The sequence below is a fragment of the Mesorhizobium shangrilense genome (assembly GCF_028826155.1).
GTDB classification, from domain to species: domain Bacteria; phylum Pseudomonadota; class Alphaproteobacteria; order Rhizobiales; family Rhizobiaceae; genus Arvimicrobium; species Arvimicrobium flavum.
Window position 1 is genome coordinate 3,356,477 of the sequence record NZ_JAQGPN010000001.1, and the last position, 17,841, is coordinate 3,374,317.

The following is a 17,841-nucleotide window of genomic DNA, read 5'->3' on the forward strand; positions in this document are numbered from 1 at the left end:
GGCGCGGCCCGCGTCAATCCGCCAGACGTTTCTCGAACCAGTAATCCGCGTAGGGATTGTCGTTGTAGCGGCCGACTTCTGAAAACCCCTCGCTGCGATAGAGCGCATGCGCTTCCTTGAGCGCTCGGTTGGTGTCGAGGCACAGCCGGCGGAAACCTGCCTCGCGTGCGATCTGCTCCAGCTTGTGCAGCATCCGGCGCGCGAGGCCCTGGCCGCGTGCGGCAGGCGACGTCCACATCCGCTTGATCTCCGCTGTCTCGTCCGACAGCCGCAGGAGGGCAGCGCAGCCGACCGGCTCCGCGCCGCGGCGCGCGACAAGGAAGTAACCCGCCGGCGGCGTCATCTCCGCTTCCGACACCGTGTTGCCCTTCGTCTGGTCAAAACCCTCCTCGAAGCGGGCGGCGAGCTCGGCAAAGTATTCGGCGAGGCACCAGCGCGCGTCCGCGCTGCCCGGCGGCTCCACGCCGATGTCGATGGCCGCCACCTGCAGCAGCCGCCGTACCTCCTCCATGGCCGAAAGCAGCCGCCGGCGCTGGCTCTCGTCGAGCGGGTTCAGGATCGAAAGCGCAAGCTCATCCGAGCGGCTCTCATAGGCGTCGAATTCGGCCCGCCCCTCGGACGTCAGCATGGCTCGGCGGACGCGCGCGTCCCTTGGGCTGCTCTCGACGTGGACCAACCCCTGCCCTTCCAGCGAGCGCAGCAGCCTGCTGAGATAGCCCGAGTCAAGGGAGAGCCTGCTGCGCAGGTCGCGGATGTCAGCGCCGGTGGCGCCGATCTCGTAGATCAGGCGCGCCTCACCGAGCGGCCGCCCCTGGCTGAGGTAGCTGTCCTGCAGCGCGCCTACCCGCTGCGTGACCATGCGGTTGAAGCGGCGAACTTCCTGGATCCAGCTTGCGTCCATTACCTGACTTTAGTCAGATAAAGCGGCCTCAGCAAGACGCTTCACCGGTCATGCCGGGCGAACACGGCCGATCACGCAGGCCACCTCCCTACGGCGACCGGGCTTCTCGCCTCTCGCGGTCAATGGTAATTTGCAACCGGGGCGCTTCGGAACAGCTCATGGCTCGAATCATAAAGGCCATCGTGAGCAGAGATGCGCCAACCGACGGCTTCGATCCGGACGTTCCCTATCAGATGGTCCCGTTGCAGGGCACGCGCGACATCATGGTGGAAACGTTCGAGAACAAGGCGGAACTGTCGTTCCGGACCGCCGGCGTGGCGCGGATGTCGAATTTTCGCATCCGGCGCCAGAGCGTGCCCAGCCTGTTTCCCCTACCCGGCCCAGCCGAGCTGGTGGAGCGCATCGTGCTTCCGGAACGTTCGCTTATCGAGTTAACGCTGACCGGCATGCGCATCGAGATGACCGCCCTCGATGCGCGGGAAAGGCTGCCCTCAGGCGCCCTCGAGCCTACTCCCCGTCTCATCCTCGCGGTATCAGTCAAGGAGCATCACACCCGCACGTTCGCCGTCTGCTACCTGTTCGACCGCGTCAACCGCGACACCGGCCGCCGCCTGGGTTTCGGTCGCCATTTCGAGGACGTGAGCACCATCTGGCTGGACCAGGCGAACTTCACGCTGACCAATGTCGACGGCCACAATTCGAGTTCGGACTTTGCGCGCACCCTGATCGTGCCCGGCTCGCTGGGGGCCGTTCTGGATGTCGAGAACAATGCCAACATCCAGATGATCGTCGATGCATTCGATCTGCGCTTTCCCGGGCTCTTTCATCAGCACCACGCCATTGTCTTCGCCTCGCCCGTGCCTGTCCGCTCGCAGGGGCTGCTGCGCGACGGGATCGCCGTGAAATTCCGGCGAACCTTCGACCAGCGGACGTTCAGCATGATCTTCATCCCGCCCCACACACAGGATGACGTGCTCCGCCACACGATCGCGCATGAAGTCGGACATTCCCTTGGTCTCGGCCACGTCCCTGAAAAGATTCCCGACAACCTGCCCCAGGACGCGCCGATCCTGCGGTTGGTGGATTCGCACAACATGATGTTCCCCAACAACGTCCTGCTGTCGAACCGGCTGAATGCCTCGCAGATCGAACTCGTCCATCTGCTCGGGCCCCAGTTCCGCGAACTGAACATCTGAAGGAAGGCGATGCGATGCCGCTGCAGTCCAAAACCTTGTCGGGCGACGAAAGGCTCGAAGCGTGCCTGGTCCAGGACAGCGCCCATCTGACCAGGGGCACGACCGGCGAAGCCGTGGCAAAGGTCCAGGCGGCGTTGATCTTTCTGGATGACGCCGCAATCGACAGGGACGAGCTTCTTGCCGAGACATACGGCCCGTCGACGGCGGCAGCCGTCCTCGCCTACAAGACCGCACGCAAGATCATCAACACGTCATATCAGCAGACAGCGGACGAAATCGTCGGCAAGATGACGATCAGGGCGCTCGACGACGAGTTGCTCATCGCCGAGGCGCGCCCTCCGGGTTCTCCGCGCGGGTTCCTGTGCGCCTGAGACGGCGCGACAGCCCCGGTCACACCAGACGTGACTGCTCCACCGCCGCTTCGATGAAGCTGGCGAACAGCGGGTGCGGCTCGAACGGCCGGCTCTTCAGTTCCGGATGGTACTGCACGCCGATGAACCACGGATGATCCTGATATTCGACCGTCTCGGGCAGCACGCCGTCAGGCGACATGCCGGCGAAGACCAGGCCGCAGGCCTCAAGCCGCTCCTTGTAGTCGATATTGACTTCGTAGCGGTGACGGTGGCGCTCGGAGATGGCCGTGCCGCCATAGATGTCGGCGATCTTGGACCCGCCCTCGAGCCGCGCTTCGTAGGCGCCCAGCCGCATGGTGCCGCCGAGGTCGCCGGCTTCCCGGCGCTTCTCAAGCATGTTGCCCTTCAGCCATTCGGTCATCAGACCGACGACCGGCTCATCGGTCGGGCCAAACTCCGTCGATGACGCGTTCTCGACGCCGGCCAGGGACCGGGCCGCCTCGATGCACGCCATCTGCATGCCGAAGCAGATGCCGAAGTAAGGCACCTTGCGCTCACGCGCGAACTTGGCCGCAAGAATCTTGCCCTCCGACCCGCGCTCGCCGAAGCCGCCCGGCACGAGGATGCCATGCACCTTTTCGAGGAAGGGCGACGGGTCTTCCTTCTCGAAAATCTCGCTCTCGATCCAGTCGAGTTTTACGCGGACCTTGTTCGCCAGACCGCCATGCGACAGCGCCTCGATCAGGGATTTGTAGGCGTCCTTGAGGCCGGTGTACTTGCCGACCACGGCGATCGTGACCTCGCCTTCGGGGTTGTGAATGCGGCTCGCGACTTCCTGCCAGCGCTCCAACCTCGGCTTCGGCGCAGGATCAATGCCGAATGCGGCCAGCACCTCCGAATCCAGGCCTTCCTTGTGGTAGGCCATCGGCACATCGTAGATGTGGCCGACGTCGAGCGCCTGGATCACGGCGCTCTCGCGCACATTGCAGAACAGGGACAGTTTCCTGCGCTCTTCCTTCGGAATGGCGCGGTCGGCGCGCACAAGCAGAATGTCGGGCGCAATGCCGATCGAGCGCAGTTCCTTGACGGAATGCTGGGTGGGCTTGGTCTTCAGCTCGCCCGCCGTCGGGATGTAGGGCATCAGCGTCAGATGCACGTAGACGGCGTTGTTGCGCGGCAGGTCGTTGCCAAGCTGGCGGATTGCCTCGAGGAACGGCATCGCCTCGATATCGCCCACCGTACCGCCGATCTCGCAGAGCACGAAGTCGTACTCCTCGTTGCCGTCGAGGACGAAATTCTTGATCTCGTCGGTGACATGCGGGATCACCTGCACGGTGGCGCCGAGATAGTCGCCGCGGCGCTCGCGCTCGATGATGTTCTTGTAGATGCGGCCGGTGGTGATGTTGTCCTGCTGGTTGGCGGAGCGGCCGGTGAAGCGCTCGTAGTGCCCCAAGTCGAGGTCAGTCTCCGCACCGTCGTCGGTGACGAACACCTCGCCGTGCTGGTACGGGCTCATCGTGCCCGGGTCCACGTTCAGGTATGGATCCAGCTTCTTGATGCGCGCGCGGTAACCGCGCGCCTGCAGGAGGGCTCCAAGAGCCGCCGCTGCAATGCCTTTGCCAAGCGAGGAAACCACGCCGCCGGTGATGAATACATATCGCGCCATGGGAATCGGTCCTTAACGCCGCGGAGTTGATTCCGCCAGCGGAAAACACCGATCCGAGTGCTTTTCCAAGGCTGCGGGAACAGCGACCTCGCCGCTATTCGCATGCCCTAACGGCAGGCGCCTACTTCTTGGCTGCCAGCCGATCGCCGATCTTCGAGGCGTAGTTCATCACGTGGAAGGTGTAGTTCTCCTCCACCGTGCCCTGGAAGAGATGCGCCCAGGGGCCGATCGCATAGATGCCGAGATCCTCCCCGCCATGCGTCTCGCTGCCCAAGGGCACCAGCGAAGGCTGCACGAAATCGGGCTTCATGGTTTCCTCGGAGGTCAGCATCGGCCGTTCGGTCGGCTTTTCCGCGCCGCCCGGCCCGTTCGCGAAACCGATGGTCGTGTATGTCTTGCCGTCCTTGCCGTAGATCGGCTCGTCGTCGACCCCCACCGATACGCCGAGGATCGGGTTGCCTCGCTTGGCGTAGCCGGAAATGGTCAGCGTGTGGCTGTGGTCGCCGGTCACCACGATCAGCGTCTCTTCGAGGTTCACCTTGCCCAGCACGGCCTTGACGGCCTCGTTCATCGCCACCCCGTCCGACAGCGTGCGGTAGGCGTTGGATTCATGGCTGGCGTGGTCGATGCGCCCACCCTCGATCAGCAGCACGTAGCCTTCCGGATTGCGCGACAGGATGTCGATCGCCTTCTCCGACATCTCCGCCAGCGAAGGTTCGCCCGCCCCATCTCCGGCACGATCATGCTCGTATTGCATGTGAGACGGTTCGAACAAGCCAAGCAGATGGTCGATCTTGGCCGAATCGATGGCGGCGAATTGCTCCTTGTTCCAGACATAGGCGCCCTTCTCGCCATACCGGTCGAGCCAGGTCTTGGTCAGGTCCTTGCCGTCCTTGCGCTTGGGCTTCTTCTTCTCGTTGCCCGGGTACTCGGGGTCCTGGGCGGTTTCCGGCAGGAAGTAGGCGCGACCACCTCCCAGCGCGACCTCCAGTCCGTCGCCATACTTCATCTCGACCAGTTGCCGCGCGATGTCGGTGCATCCAGCGCTCAAGGCTTCCGCGGGCATATTGGCGTCGGCTTCCCAGTCGCGATTGGCGATGTGCGAGTAGGTGGCGCCGGGCGTCGCATGCGTCACCCGCGCTGTGGTGATCGCACCGGTCGCCATGCCGATCGTTTCGGCCATCTCCCAAAGAGTGGTCACATGCTTGGTCTTTTGATCCTCACAGGAATCGAGCCTTGCCGTGTGGTCCAGTCCCATCACATCGTTGATGGTCTTCACCCCTGCGGTCATCGCCACGGCGCTCGGCGCCGAGTCGGTGATCTGTGCGTCCGCCGAATAGGTCTTTGATGCGGCCAGATAAGGAAACGCCTCCCAGGCCAGCACATTCGATTCGCCATCGACGCCGCGCTGCTGACCCTCGAAGATGCGGGTGGCGGTGACTGTCGAGAAACCCATGCCATCGCCGACGAATAGAATCACGTTCTTGGCGCGGTTGGTGTTTTTCTGCTGTCTCAGGATAGCGCCGAGCGCTGCGTCGGCCTGCTTGTAGTAGGGGTCGTCGCCCTGGATCAATCGGGCGTCCTCGGCGAAGGCGCCCGCCACGCCGGCCGTCATCCACGCCAGCGCTGTCAGCGCGTGCGCCGCATGCTTCCGCTGCATTCTCATTTGCTCTCCTCCCCACCGGGCCCGTTTCGCAAATAAAGATTAGCCTGCTAACAATCTCATACAACAGTGAAAGACTGGCAATTGCAAGCCGAAACGGTGGCGGAGCGATCGCCATCGGCGTCAGCGATAACCGCAAACGAAAAAGGCCGCCCGGAGGCGGCCGATTTGTACTGCCGTGGGTGGCAGATCAGCGCGAGTAGAACTCGACGACCAGGTTCGGCTCCATCTGCACCGCGTAGGGCACGTCCGACAGAGCCGGCACGCGCGCGAAGGTCGCGGTCATCTTGTTGTGGTCGGCCTCGATGTAGTCAGGCACGTCGCGCTCGGCGAGTTGCACGGCTTCAAGAACCATGACGAGCTGCTTCGACTTCTCGCGAACCTCGATCACGTCGCCGGGCTTGCAGCGATACGAGCCGATGTTGGTCCGCTTGCCGTTGACGTTGACGTGGCCGTGGTTGACGAACTGACGGGCCGCGAAAATGGTCGGCACGAACTTGGCGCGGTAGACGATGGCGTCGAGGCGCGACTCCAGGAGGCCGATCAGGCTCTCCGGCGTGTCGCCCTTGCGGCGGTTCGCCTCCTCATAGGTCTTGCGGAACTGCTTCTCCGAAATGTCGCCGTAGTAGCCCTTGAGCTTCTGCTTGGCGCGGAGCTGCAGACCGAAGTCCGACATCTTGCCCTTGCGGCGCTGGCCGTGCTGGCCCGGGCCGTATTCGCGCTTGTTGACCGGGGACTTCGGGCGGCCCCAGATATTTTCGCCGAGACGGCGATCGATCTTGTATTTTGCGGATTCGCGCTTGCTCATCGCATTCCCTTTCAATCATACGAACCCGGACCTCGCGGCCGGGCGAAGGAAACGCGCCCTCCTCTGGCCTCCTTTTCCGAGACCTGACAGGATCTTCCACGCACGCTTTGCGGAAAGATCCACGGGACACGTCAATGACAACACCGGACCTCACGGCCCGGCGTTGGCGGCGAGATAGGGGAAACAGCCGCCGATGTCAACGGCGCGCGAGACACCCGGAAGCTCCCAAATGCCCCCGTCTGGCTGGCGGACACATATCCGGGAGCCATCGTTCGCAGCTCTGCGGACAGGATCAGGCGTTCCTGAAGGCTTTCCAATGCGCCAGCTGTTGTGCGATCAGCGCCACTCGCTTCTGGTCATCACGACCATCCAGTACGCCTACGTCGTCTGGATGGGCGCGCCACCACACGCCAGCCGTCCGAGTCGTCATGTGAGGTTCCGAGTCCGCACGGATCGTGAAGAACCCGTTTGCGCGGTCCTCGGTTTCCAGCCGAATCTCGCCTACTCCCTCCAGTTGCGGCGCGTTCGGGTCCAAGGGCCGCTCTCCCTTCCAATAGAAGAAGACGCCTGCTGGTCCTTCCCTCTCCCTGACCGCCTCGCTCCAGTATCGCGCAGAGAGACGTCCATCCTCTCGCCACGCCCGACCCGTCAGATCGAGAGCGCCAGTACGATCGCGCGAGATCTTCAAAAGGCTGACGGCATCGGGCTCCCTGGCGGTGCGCTCCGTCAAGGAAAAGTGCCACCATGAGCCTTCGATGCGCGCAACGCGACCCTCGTTCTCGATTGCTTTGCGGATCTTCTGGTTGACCGCCTTCATCTCGGACGGCGTCATCTCGCCGGGATAGCGGACGCATGTGAGGCCAAGGAGGTCGCTCGGAAGCTTTGCCCCGCTTGCGTGGAGGATGAAGGTTCGACGCATCCCCAGGACGCCGCCGAATAGCCCGGCCTCGAACACGACATTGTCGCGCGGCGACGCCTGACCCGGACCTTGCTGGGCAGAAGCCGCTGGGGTGCTCGTCGTCCAGTCGTCCTGGGCGAAGACGAACGCCGCGAAATCCACCTCCTGGGTGAGTTCAAGCAGGCGCTCCAGCGTGGAGGTGCCGGGATTGAAGGATGTCGTCCACGGTTCGACGCGCGCAATGTCGCCGAGGCCACGCGTCAATGCCTGTAGCAGCTTCTCCTGTTTTCCGGACGAACCCAAAAAAAGCCGAGGCTTATCCATCGGCGTCTCCAGCAAAACCCCAGATGACCAACACGTCGCGACTTGATTGTACCAAGCTGAGGCCGGATGACCATTGAATTCACTCGGCTGACAGCTCGATAGGCGACGGGATGCATAATCCGTCACGCTGCCCCCGGCAAATCGGTCGGCTTGGCGAGTTGGCAGGGGACCGCATGCAAAAGAGCGGTCCCGCCGGGAAGGTCGAGCGCGGCATGTTCACTGCCGCTCTCGACCACAGCAGCCTGCCATGATTGGACGCACCCGAATTCAGGCCGCCTGACGATCCGGCGCATGCGCCTCGAAGGCGTCCAATTGCCCCTTCAACGCACGCTGGAAGGCCGGGCGCGCCTCACAGCGCTCCTTGTAGGCCTTCAGTTTCGGGTAGCTGTCGAGCAGGTCCGTATGGCGCAGGATGCGCAGCACATGCGTCATCATGATGTCGCCGGCGGTGAAGCCGCCATCCAGATACTGCTTGTCGTCCAGCCAGGTTTCGAGATCGTCCAGGCGTGAACGGAGAAACGCCTCCGCCTGCGGACGCCGCTCCTTGGCCCAGGCTTCCTCAGGATGGAACAGGTCGATGACGGCGAGTTCCTGGACGAAAGGCTCGATCGAATTGAGCGCCGCAATGACGTTCTGCGCGACCCGCGCCCTGCCCGCGTCGTCGCGCGGCATCAGTATATCGCTTTTCCCGGCGATGTGCAGCACGATGGCGCCGGATTCGAACAGGACCAGTCCCTTGTCCTCCAACACCGGGACCTGGCCGAACGGCTGCATGGCTCGGTAGGCTGCCGATTTCTGGTCGTCCGTGTCGATGAGGCGGACCTCATAGGGTAGCCCGGCTTCCTCCAGCGCCCAGCGGACCCGCAGGTCGCGCACCAGTCCCTGCGCCATCAGCGGCACCCACTTGAACGCGGTCAGCGTAATCATGCGGCTTCTCCCTTCGCCAGCTTCTCGACATAGTCCTGTTCGCGATCGAGGCACTCGTTCCAGCCGCTGACATGGCTGTCGCGGGACTCGACCGACTTGAACGGCGTCTGGTGGAAACTCTGCACGGTCTTGCCGCCTGCTTCCCGGAAGGTGACGGTGATCAGCGTGTCCATGCCCGGTTCCGCGGGCGTCCCGTCCCAGGCAAAGCTGTAGACGATCCGCTTGTCCCGTTCGATCTCCTTGAACTCGCCGCCCATCCAGTTCTCCCCGTATTGCTCGCTCGCAATACAGGCGCGCCACTTGCCGCTGGGGCGGAAATCGAGGTCCAGATGTGTGCAGGTAAAATCCTTCGGTCCCAGCCAGCGCATCATGTGGTCGCGGCTCTCCCAGATTCGGAAAACCAGCGACACGGGCGCATCGAAGGTGCGTTCGATCAAAAGCTCGTCATCACGCAACTGCTTGCGATCAGTGCTTGCGTCCATCGTCATCTCCTTTCGTGAGTTCCGCGAGGTAGGCATCCATCTTGTCGAAGCTGCCCTGCCAGAAACGCCGGTAGCTCTCGAGCCAGTTGTCGACCGCCTTCAACGCCTCCGGTTCCAGCCGGCACGGCCGCCATTGCGCCTCGCGGCCGCGGGAGATCAGCCCGGCGGCCTCGAGCACCTTCAAATGCCGGGAAATCGCCGGCAGGCTGATGGCGAAGGGTTTTGCCAGATCATTGACCGTCGCCTCGCCTTCGGAGAGCCGCGCCAGGATGGCCCGGCGGGTCGGATCGGCGAGAGCCGAAAGCGTCGACGATAGCTCATCGTGCATTATTTTACCAGCTTGTTATTTAACTGCATTGCTAAATACAGGAGGAAAATGCCGCCGTCAAGCAGGCAGCTTGGACGCGACCAGCAGTCGTCTCCGCCACGTTCGGGGTCCTCACCACCAGCCGAAGCCGAAACCCGCTAGGTATACACCGACAAGTACGACGACTGCGCCGCCGCCCAGATACAGCGGCGGTCGATTGACGGCTTCCAAGACGCTCTCAATGGCGTCGTCAGGCAGCAGCAGGAAGAGCGCGCCTTCAATGACGGCGATCCAGCCGAGCAGCGAAATGATGGCGGCGGGCGTCGGCGACCAGACATTGTGGCCAAACACGAGAAACAGGCCGGCGAACAGTTCTATGACCGACATCACCGTCCGCAGCAGCCGCTCGCGTCCGTAGGCGCCGAACACGGGGACGAAATAGCGCCGCCGCAACAAGATGCCGGCGCCCATGATGACAAGGGCAACACCCAGAACCTTGGCGAGATAGAGGCTTAGCTGCATGGTCGGCGTTGCCAGCTGCCGTGCGGACCGACGCGAGGGACGACCTGCACGAAGGTGCGGATGCGCGACTATACGGCAGCCTCGCGGCTTTCGCTCAATCCTTCTTCACGTGCTCGGGTTTCCCCTTGCGCTTGGTTTCGGCGAACTCCTTGAGCTGCTTCTCGCTCATGGACTCATACATCTCTTTCGATGCGCCCTTGAGCTCGCTCTTTTCGGTATCGCCGCGCTTGGCGGAAAGGGCGGCGCCAGCGGCCTTCTGTTGCGCCTTGGACTTGGCAGGCATCGGCTGATCCTCATGACATTGACCATGCCGGAGAACGCCACGCTTCGGATGCGGTTCCGTCGCGAGAAGGATGGACCTTACGCCAGGGTGAGGCCGAACCCCTGCAGCAATCGCTGGGTGGCGAAGTCGACCTTGCCCGACGTGAAGAAGGCGAGGTCGCGCATGTCGCTCGACGGAGAGGCCTCGCTTCGCGGCCGGATCTCGCTGAGCAGCGAGGCAGCTCGCCTGGCGATCGCTTCGGCTGGATCAAGCCAGTCCACCGGCCACGGCGCCGTCTTGCGCATGCGGTTCACCAGGAAGGGATAGTGGGTGCAGGCCAGCACCACGATGTCGGTGCGCTTGCCGTCCTGCTCGATGAAGCAGGGGGCGATCTCCGCCCTCACCGCCTCCTCGTCGACAAAACGGTCACGCATGTAGATTTCGGCAAGCCGGGCGAGTTGCGTGCTGCCGACCAGCCTCACATGGCATTTCTGTGCCCATTGGGTGATCAGGTCGCGCGTATACTGCCGCTTGACCGTGCCGGGGGTCGCCAGAACCGAGACCAGTCCCGAGCGGGTGCGTTCCGCAGCCGGCTTGATCGCCGGCACGGTGCCGACGAAAGGAGTGCCGGGATAGGTCTCGCGAAGGGCTGCGAGCGACAGGGTGGACGCCGTGTTGCAGGGAATGACGGCAATTTCCGGCTGGAATCGCTTCAGCAGGTCGCCGAAAAGTTCGATGATGCGGGCGTTAAGCGCCGGCTCCTCCCAATCGCCATAGGGAAATGCCGCGTCATCGGCGACATAGATGAAGCGGCGGTCGGGCATCAGCACCCGCGCCTCGCGCAGCACCGTGAGGCCGCCGATGCCAGAATCGAACATCAGCACCGGCCGATCAGACATTCGTTTCGTTTCCGCCGCTGGAGCCATCTTCGGGCGCAACGTCTTCTCCATGCGCCTCGCGGTCGGCTTTGGCCTTCCGTTCCGGATAGCCAGCGCCGCGCGGCTCCTTCGGCGAGAAATAGTCGAGCGAGGCGACGACGCCGCGCAGCACCTTTATCTCCGCCTCCGAGAACCCGGGCCTGGTCAGCACGGCGCGCAGATTGTCGACCATCTTGGGCTTCTTCGGCTTGGGCCGGAAGTAGCCGCGCGTGTCCAGCGCCTCTTCCAGATGATCGAACAGGCCCTGCAACTGCACCTTCGGCGCGGGGGGCATCTCCGGACTGCCGAACGCCGTGTCGGTTTCGCGCTCGAGCCCCGACTTCATCCACTCATAGGACATCAGCAGCACCGCCTGCGCGATGTTGAGCGAGGCGAAGGCTGGATTGACCGGAAAGGTCACGATTTCGTCCGCAAGCCCTACCTCGTCGTTGTAGAGACCGAACTTCTCGCGGCCGAACAGAACGCCGACGCGCTCGCCTGCAGCGAATCGGCTGCGCAGGCCCCTGCCCGCCTCGACCGGCCCGCGCACGGGCTTGAAGTTGTCCCGCTCGCGCGCCGTCGTCGCCATCACGAAGTTGAGATCGGCGATTGCGGAGGGCAGGTCGTCGAAGAGCCTGGCATTGTCGATGACATGGTCGGCGCGACTCGCCGCCGCGCGCGCCTTTTCGTTCGGCCAGCCGTCGCGCGGCTTGACCAGCCTCAGCTCGGAGAGGCCGAAGTTCGCCATGGCCCTCGCCACCATGCCGATGTTCTCGCCGAGCTGTGGCTCGACAAGAATAATGGCCGGTCCTTCTGTCAGCATCGTGCGGTCGCGGTCGGTCCCAGCCATTTCAAATCCAGTGTCGATGAGGCGCCGCACCGTAAAACGTTCGCGGCCGGCAAAATCAAGGCGGGCATCCCAAATGGGGAAGCCATTTCTGAATCACCGCACCTTCATCTGCCTGTCAAACAACGCCCTTATCAAGCCGCCCGACAAGCCACGCAACGCGAAAAGCATGACGGAGCGACAAACGATGGACGACCACACCCAGCGCAACGACCAGAATTTTCCGACCAGCCAGCTGGAAGCCGCCGACGGCCCCGGCCGCAACCCTACGCACAACCTGACGATGGGCGAGATCATCTCGGCGCGGTTCTCGCGGCGCGGGCTTCTCAAGGGCGCGCTGGCGGTGTCGGCGATCTCCACGACTGTCGGACCGATGGCGTTGATCGCCGCCGACACGGCGCGCGCCGCCACGGCAGCATCCGCCTTCGCGTTCCCTGAAGTGGATGCGGGCGTCGACGCCGATCATCACGTCGCGCAAGGGTATGACGCGGACATCCTGCTGCGCTGGGGCGATCCGATCTTCGCCGACGCGCCGGAGTTCGATCCCGTCAACCAGACCGCGGATACCCAACGCCGCCAGTTCGGCTACAACAGCGACTATGTCGGCTATGTCCCGATGCCAGGCGCCGAAGATCCCAGCAGCCACGGCCTGCTGGTGGTCAACCACGAGTACACCAACGAGCACCTGATGTTCCCCGGCATCGTCAAGATCGTCGACGGCAAGCCCGAGGTCGCCGCCGCGGACCAAGCCCGCGTCGACATCGAGATGGCCGCGCATGGCGGCTCCATCGTCGAAATCCGCAAGGCGGAGGGCAAGTGGCAGGTGGTCAAGGACTCGCCCCACAACCGTCGGATCACCGCCGACACGGAGATGGCGATCAGCGGCCCCGCCGCCGGTCACGACCGCATGAAAACCGGCGAAGATCCTGCCGGCCGCAAGGTGCTGGGCACGCTCAACAACTGTGCCGGCGGCGTCACCCCGTGGGGCACCTACATCATGGCGGAGGAGAATTTTCACGGCTATTTCGTCGGCGAACTCCCGGCGGACCACGCCGAAGCCGCGAACTACGACCGTCTCGGCGTGCCTGACGCGACTTACGCGTGGGGCAAATACTACTCCAGGTTCGACGTGTCGAAGGAGCCAAATGAGCCGAACCGCTTCGGCTGGATCGTCGAAGTCGATCCGTTCGACGCCAACTCGACGCCCAAGAAGCGAACCGCACTCGGTCGCTTCAAGCACGAAGGCGCCGAGTCGATCGTAGCGCCCGGCGGTCAGGTCGTTTTCTATCTCGGCGACGACGAGCGTTTCGACTATGTCTACAAGTTCGTGACGACGGGTCGCTTCAATCCGGACGATCGCGCCGCCAACATGGACCTGCTGGACGATGGCACGCTCTACGTCGCGCGTTTCGACACCGACGGCGGCATGGAATGGCTGCCGCTGACGCACGGCGCCGGCCCGCTCACCCAGGAAAACGGGTTCAACAGCCAGGCCGACGTGGTGATCGAAACGCGCCGTGCGGCCGACCTCCTCGGCGCCACCAAGATGGACCGTCCCGAAGACGTCCAGCCGAACCCGAAGAACGGTCACGTCTACGTGATGCTGACCAACAACACGAAACGCGAGGCCGACCAGGTCGATGCCGCCAACCCGCGCGCCAAGAACGCGTTCGGGCACATCATCGAGATCATCGAGGATGGGGGCGACTTCGCGGCGACGAAGGGCCGGTGGGAGGTCCTGCTGCAGTGCGGCGATCCTTCCGTCGCGGAGGTCGGTGCGACGTTCTCGACCGCCACGACGGCCAACGGCTGGTTCGGCATGCCCGACAACTGCGCCATCGACGCCGCCGGCCGGCTCTGGGTGTCGACAGACGGCAACAACCCGAAGGCGACCGGCCGCACGGACGGGCTTTGGGCGGTCGATACCGAGGGCGAGGCCCGCGCCACCTCGAAGCTGTTCTACCGGGTGCCGGTGGGCGGCGAGCTTTGCGGCCCGGTGTTCACGCCGAACGACGAAACCCTGTTCCTTGCCGTCCAGCATCCGGGCGACGGCGGCGACGACTGGGAAGGCTTTGGTCGCGCTTCCTACTATGAGGACCCGTCGACCCGCTGGCCGGACTTCAAGGACGACATGCCGATGCGGCCTTCCGTGGTGGTGATCACCCGCCAGGGCGGCGGCAAGATCGGCGTCTGACGCCCCTCGCTACGGCGGGCCGCGCATCAACGGCCCGCCGCTTTCCGCGTCAACTCCCGAAGCTTGCGACCCGAGTCCCGTTCTTCTTCTCGAGCTTGGCTGGGAGCGGTTCGACGAACAGGGCAGTTGCAACACGGCGCCCCGCCTCGCGCCTCCTGCGTCCGAACGAGATCACGCCAGCGTTCAGACAAATTGAGCCGTTTGCGTGCATCAAGCCCCTTTGCTATAGGCCGCATCCAGAACGCGGCTCCTGCCGCATCCGACCATCCATTTCCCGAAAGAGGCTTTTCCCATGGCGAAGATCAAGGTCGCGAATCCGGTCGTCGAACTCGACGGCGACGAGATGACGCGCATCATCTGGCAGTTCATCAAGGAAAAGCTGATCCACCCCTATCTCGACATCGATCTCGAGTATTACGACCTCAGCGTCGAGCATCGCGACGCCACCAACGACCAGGTGACGATTGACGCGGCGAACGCCATCAAGAAGCACGGCGTCGGCGTCAAGTGCGCCACGATCACGCCGGACGAGGCGCGCGTCGAGGAGTTCAAGCTCAAGAAGATGTGGAAATCGCCGAACGGCACCATCCGCAACATCCTCGGCGGCGTCATCTTCCGCGAGCCGATCATCATGAAGAACGTGCCGCGCCTGGTGCCCGGCTGGACGCAGCCGATCATCGTCGGCCGTCACGCCTTCGGCGACCAATACAAGGCGACCGACTTCAAGTTCCCGGGCAAGGGCAAGCTGTCGATCAAGTTCGTCGGCGAAGACGGCCAGACGATCGAGCATGAGGTCTTCGACGCGCCGGGCTCCGGCGTCGCCATGGCCATGTACAACCTCGACGAATCGATCCGCGAGTTCGCCCGCGCCTCGATGAACTACGGCCTGCTGCGCGGCTATCCAGTCTACCTGTCGACCAAGAACACAATCCTCAAGGCCTATGACGGCCGCTTCAAGGATATCTTCCAGGAAGTCTACGAAAGCGAGTTCGAGGCCGCCTTCAAGGAAAAGAAGATCTGGTACGAGCACCGTTTGATCGACGACATGGTGGCGTCGAGCCTGAAGTGGTCGGGCGGCTACGTCTGGGCGTGCAAGAACTATGACGGCGACGTCCAGTCCGACACCGTTGCGCAGGGCTTTGGCTCGCTCGGCCTGATGACCTCGGTGCTGATGACGCCGGACGGCAAGACGGTGGAAGCGGAAGCCGCCCACGGCACCGTCACCCGTCACTACCGCCAGCACCAGAAGGGCGAGGAGACCTCGACCAACTCGATCGCCTCGATCTTCGCCTGGACCCGCGGCCTGGCGCATCGCGCCAAGCTCGACGACAACGCAGAACTCAAGAAGTTCGCCGAGACGCTGGAGCGGGTCTGCATCCAGACCGTCGAGGCCGGCCACATGACCAAGGATCTGTCCTTGCTCATCGGTCCCGACCAGCCGTGGCTCTCCACCACTGGCTTCCTCGACAAGATCGACGAGAACCTGCAGAAGGCGATGGCCTGACGCCATTGCGCAAACCCGTTCTCTACGGCGCCGACTACAGCGTATACGTCCGTATCGCGAGGTTGGCGCTGCTGGAGAAGGGTGTTGAACACGAACTCGCCGCCCTCGACATCTTCGCCGAGGGCGGCGCCCCCGAATGGTACCGCGAACTGCACCCTTTCGGTCGTATTCCGGCATTCGAGCATGACGGCTTCCATCTCTTCGAGACCTCCGCCATCACCCGCTATGTCGACGAGGCGTTTGCCGGCCCTGCCCTCCAGCCCGAAGAGCCGCGTCGACGCGCCGTGATGAACCAAATCATCGGCCTGCTCGACGCCTACGCTTACCGAGCCATGGTCTGGGACATTTATGTCGAGACCGTTTCCAAGTCGAAGTCGGGTAGCGAGGTGGATCAGGCGCGCGTCGATGCGGCGATCCCTATCGCGGAAAAAAGCCTGGCGACGCTTGCCCGACTCGGCCATGGCGGCCGCTGGCTCGTCGGCGACGAGCTGTCGCTCGCCGACCTGCATGCCGCGCCGATTTTCGCATATTTCGCCAAGGCGCCCATCGCCGCGCCGATGCTCGACCGCTACGGCGAGCTCCGCGCCTGGTGGGAACGCATCCAGGCACAGCCGTCCTTCGCCTCGACCGAACCGACGAGCTGAAGCCCTACACGGTTGCAGGCCGCGCGCCACCTCGCTACATGCGCCCCATGAAAGCATCCGAAGCCGATATCGTCATCGTCCCGGGCCTCGGCAATTCCGGTCCTGATCACTGGCAGAGCCGTTGGGAAACACGCCTCTCCACCGCTCGGCGCGTCGTTCAGGATGATTGGCTGTTCCCGGAGCGTGAACCCTGGGTGTCGCGCGTGGCCGACACGGTCAACCGGGCCGAGCGGCCGGTCGTCCTCGTCGCGCACTCGCTCGGCGTTCCAACCGCGATCAACGCTATCCCAAAATTCGAGACCGCGGTTCGCGGCGCGCTCTTCGTCGCGCCACCCGACCTAGAGAGGCCGAACCTGAAACCGAAGATGGCGAAGCCCTTCGGCCCCTACTCCCGCGATCCGCTGCCTTTCCCCTCCATCACGATCGCGAGTCGCAATGATTTCTACTGCGATTTCGCGGTGGCGGAGGAATTGGCGGACGCCTGGGGATCGCTGCTCGTCGATGCCGGCGAAGCCGGCCACATCGACGCCGAGTCCGGCTTCGGACCATGGCCGGAAGGCTCGCTGATGCTGGCGAAACTCCTGTCCCGCCTGTAGCGCCTATTTCGCGCTCAGGGACTGCCGCGCCGCCGAGAGGATGCTCTCCGCGCCGCGCGCGATGAGCATCGGTTCGGAAGCGGTTGCGAAAAGCTGAAAGCCCATCTTCGTGTAGCGGCCCGCCATCCTCGGATCGACGACGAAGATCGCGCGCAGCTTGTTCGCCTGTTGCGCCCGTCTGGCGATGTCGGCGATCGCCTCCATCATATCCTCGAGCGCGGTGTTGACCGTCTTGCCGCGGGTCCAGGCGATCGAAAGGTCGGAGGGGCCCACAAAGACGCCGTCGATGCCGGGCGTCTCCAAAATGCCGTCGAGCGCGTCGATCGCCGCACGCGTCTCGATCATCGCGAATGCCAGGGTACGCTTGTTGGATTCGGCCAGCCAGGCGGCGAAGTCGCCCTGGCCGTGGCGTGGGAATGCGTAGGTCGGCCCCCACGACCGCTCGCCGAGCGGCGGATACTTCATCGAGGCGGCAAACGCCCTGGCGTCGGCAACCGAGTTGATCATCGGCGCGATGACCGCTTCGGCGCCAAAATCCAGCGCTCGGCTCGCCATGTCGAAGCGGCCGACCGGGATGCGCACGATGGCATGCTTCCTGGCGTTGAGGATGGGGACGATGCCGCGCAGGACGCTGTCCTCATGGTGCCCGCCGTGCTGCATGTCGAGCGCCACGGCGTCAAAACCCTGTCCCGCGATGATCTCGACCGTCAGCGCGTCGGGGACGCCCGACCATGCAGTGAAGAGCGTTTCGCCAGCTTCGAGACGTGATCTGAGAGACATTGCGGGTTCCTGGGCAACGAAGGTTCCCGCAATCAAATCATAGGCGATTG

Annotated in this window: 19 protein-coding genes; 6 read left to right on the top strand and 13 right to left on the bottom strand. The window is 63.8% G+C overall.

Annotation, left to right across the window (positions count from 1 at the left end):
* Positions 1 to 13 precede the first annotated feature (13 nt).
* Positions 14 to 901, bottom strand: a complete 888-nt coding sequence (locus PD284_RS16175) for a bifunctional helix-turn-helix transcriptional regulator/GNAT family N-acetyltransferase (RefSeq protein ID WP_274629197.1) — start codon at positions 899 to 901, stop codon at positions 14 to 16.
* 158 nt (positions 902 to 1,059) lie between these two features.
* On the opposite strand from PD284_RS16175, the gene PD284_RS16180 reads away from it, so the two are divergent.
* Together PD284_RS16180 and PD284_RS16185 are read left to right on the top strand one after the other, a co-directional pair.
* Positions 1,060 to 2,097 carry a hypothetical protein gene (locus PD284_RS16180; RefSeq protein WP_274629198.1) on the top strand — a complete coding sequence of 346 codons (1,038 nt, stop codon included), beginning with the start codon at positions 1,060 to 1,062 and terminating at the stop codon, positions 2,095 to 2,097.
* A gap of 14 nt (positions 2,098 to 2,111) precedes the next feature.
* Positions 2,112 to 2,468, top strand: coding sequence for a peptidoglycan-binding domain-containing protein (locus tag PD284_RS16185; RefSeq protein WP_274629199.1), 357 nt, complete (start codon positions 2,112 to 2,114; stop codon positions 2,466 to 2,468).
* A gap of 19 nt (positions 2,469 to 2,487) precedes the next feature.
* Here the strand turns inward: PD284_RS16185 and PD284_RS16190 are convergent, their stop codons facing one another.
* From PD284_RS16190 to PD284_RS16240, 11 genes are all read right to left on the bottom strand, one after another.
* Positions 2,488 to 4,116, bottom strand: a complete 1,629-nt coding sequence (locus PD284_RS16190; protein WP_274629200.1) for a CTP synthase — start codon at positions 4,114 to 4,116, stop codon at positions 2,488 to 2,490.
* Positions 4,117 to 4,237: 121 nt separating this feature from the next.
* Positions 4,238 to 5,782: an alkaline phosphatase gene (locus PD284_RS16195; RefSeq protein ID WP_274629201.1), complete on the bottom strand. Its 1,545-nt coding sequence runs from the start codon at positions 5,780 to 5,782 to the stop codon at positions 4,238 to 4,240.
* Between the two features lie 187 nt (positions 5,783 to 5,969).
* On the bottom strand, positions 5,970 to 6,587 hold the full coding sequence (gene rpsD / locus PD284_RS16200; protein ID WP_274629202.1) for a 30S ribosomal protein S4: 618 nt from the start codon (positions 6,585 to 6,587) through the stop codon (positions 5,970 to 5,972).
* Positions 6,588 to 6,879: 292 nt separating this feature from the next.
* Positions 6,880 to 7,809: a TIR domain-containing protein gene (locus PD284_RS16205; protein ID WP_274629203.1), complete on the bottom strand. Its 930-nt coding sequence runs from the start codon at positions 7,807 to 7,809 to the stop codon at positions 6,880 to 6,882.
* Between the two features lie 267 nt (positions 7,810 to 8,076).
* Entirely contained in the window at positions 8,077 to 8,736 is a 660-nt protein-coding gene (locus PD284_RS16210; RefSeq protein WP_274629204.1) for a glutathione S-transferase family protein, read from the bottom strand.
* Complete coding sequence (locus PD284_RS16215; protein ID WP_274629205.1) at positions 8,733 to 9,218, bottom strand: SRPBCC family protein; 486 nt, start codon at positions 9,216 to 9,218, stop codon at positions 8,733 to 8,735. Before PD284_RS16215 ends, PD284_RS16210 begins: the two co-directional genes overlap by 4 nt.
* Complete coding sequence (locus PD284_RS16220; RefSeq protein WP_274629206.1) at positions 9,202 to 9,546, bottom strand: ArsR/SmtB family transcription factor; 345 nt, start codon at positions 9,544 to 9,546, stop codon at positions 9,202 to 9,204. Before PD284_RS16220 ends, PD284_RS16215 begins: the two co-directional genes overlap by 17 nt.
* A gap of 111 nt (positions 9,547 to 9,657) precedes the next feature.
* A complete protein-coding gene (locus tag PD284_RS16225) occupies positions 9,658 to 10,047 on the bottom strand; it encodes a hypothetical protein (RefSeq protein WP_274629207.1) in 390 nt (129 codons plus the stop codon).
* Between the two features lie 94 nt (positions 10,048 to 10,141).
* The gene (locus PD284_RS16230) at positions 10,142 to 10,330 is read right to left on the bottom strand and encodes a DUF3008 family protein (RefSeq protein ID WP_274629208.1); all 189 of its coding nucleotides are present in this window, start codon (positions 10,328 to 10,330) and stop codon (positions 10,142 to 10,144) included.
* A 77-nt stretch (positions 10,331 to 10,407) separates the two neighbouring features.
* Positions 10,408 to 11,208 carry a glutamate racemase gene (gene murI / locus PD284_RS16235; protein WP_274629209.1) on the bottom strand — a complete coding sequence of 267 codons (801 nt, stop codon included), beginning with the start codon at positions 11,206 to 11,208 and terminating at the stop codon, positions 10,408 to 10,410.
* The gene (locus PD284_RS16240) at positions 11,201 to 12,076 is read right to left on the bottom strand and encodes an RNA methyltransferase (protein WP_274629210.1); all 876 of its coding nucleotides are present in this window, start codon (positions 12,074 to 12,076) and stop codon (positions 11,201 to 11,203) included. The genes murI and PD284_RS16240 overlap by 8 nt, the downstream gene beginning before the upstream one ends.
* Before the next feature lie 184 nt (positions 12,077 to 12,260).
* Here PD284_RS16240 and PD284_RS16245 point away from each other — a divergent pair, with 184 nt between their 5' ends.
* The 4 genes from PD284_RS16245 to PD284_RS16260 all read left to right on the top strand — a co-directional run bounded on the left by PD284_RS16245 (position 12,261) and on the right by PD284_RS16260 (position 17,011).
* On the top strand, positions 12,261 to 14,267 hold the full coding sequence (locus PD284_RS16245) for a PhoX family protein (protein ID WP_274629211.1): 2,007 nt from the start codon (positions 12,261 to 12,263) through the stop codon (positions 14,265 to 14,267).
* A gap of 292 nt (positions 14,268 to 14,559) precedes the next feature.
* Positions 14,560 to 15,771 carry an NADP-dependent isocitrate dehydrogenase gene (locus PD284_RS16250; RefSeq protein WP_274629212.1) on the top strand — a complete coding sequence of 404 codons (1,212 nt, stop codon included), beginning with the start codon at positions 14,560 to 14,562 and terminating at the stop codon, positions 15,769 to 15,771.
* A 5-nt stretch (positions 15,772 to 15,776) separates the two neighbouring features.
* Positions 15,777 to 16,415: a glutathione S-transferase family protein gene (locus PD284_RS16255; RefSeq protein ID WP_274629213.1), complete on the top strand. Its 639-nt coding sequence runs from the start codon at positions 15,777 to 15,779 to the stop codon at positions 16,413 to 16,415.
* A gap of 47 nt (positions 16,416 to 16,462) precedes the next feature.
* Entirely contained in the window at positions 16,463 to 17,011 is a 549-nt protein-coding gene (locus PD284_RS16260; protein ID WP_274629214.1) for an RBBP9/YdeN family alpha/beta hydrolase, read from the top strand.
* Between the two features lie 3 nt (positions 17,012 to 17,014).
* Here the strand turns inward: PD284_RS16260 and PD284_RS16265 are convergent, their stop codons facing one another.
* On the bottom strand, positions 17,015 to 17,791 hold the full coding sequence (locus PD284_RS16265; protein WP_274629215.1) for an HpcH/HpaI aldolase family protein: 777 nt from the start codon (positions 17,789 to 17,791) through the stop codon (positions 17,015 to 17,017).
* Between the last annotated feature and the right edge of the window lie 50 nt (positions 17,792 to 17,841).